1 pseudogene is annotated in these 418 nt (G+C 66.5%); it reads left to right on the forward strand.

The annotated features are described in order from the left end of the window. Window positions 1-127: 127 nt before the first annotated feature. A pseudogene (locus EJ903_RS25850) lies at window positions 128-343 on the forward strand (IS66 family transposase); the annotation flags it as partial. Between the last annotated feature and the right edge of the window lie 75 nt (window positions 344-418).

Consider the following 418-nt stretch of genomic DNA (forward strand, 5'->3'; position numbering starts at 1 on the left):
TGGGCGAGCTTGGCGTTGCTGATGCAGGAACGCTTCGCCCAGGACCCGCACAGCGGCCATCTCTTCCTCTTCCGCGGACACTGCGGCGGCCTGGTGAAGATCATCTGGTTGACGGTCAGGGCCGTTGCTGATCGCCGCGCATGTGCTGGCGGCCGAGCGGCTGCATGGGGACGACACGCCGGTGCCCGTGCTGGCCAAGGGCAAGGCCGACACCGGGCGGCTGTGGGTGTATGTGCGCCATGACCGGCCGTTTGCCGACCAAGCCCCACCGGCAGCGCTGTTCCACTGTTCGCGAGACCGCAGGGGCGAGCATCCCGAACGGCACCTGGTGGGACTATCCGGAATTTCGTGCTCGGCGGGGCGGGTTTTAATCTCAGGCGCTCATCGCCTTTGAGAAACGCTCGCCGAACATGACGGC

It is taken from the genome of Azospirillum griseum, from assembly GCF_003966125.1.
GTDB classification, from domain to species: Bacteria; Pseudomonadota; Alphaproteobacteria; order Azospirillales; family Azospirillaceae; genus Azospirillum; species Azospirillum griseum.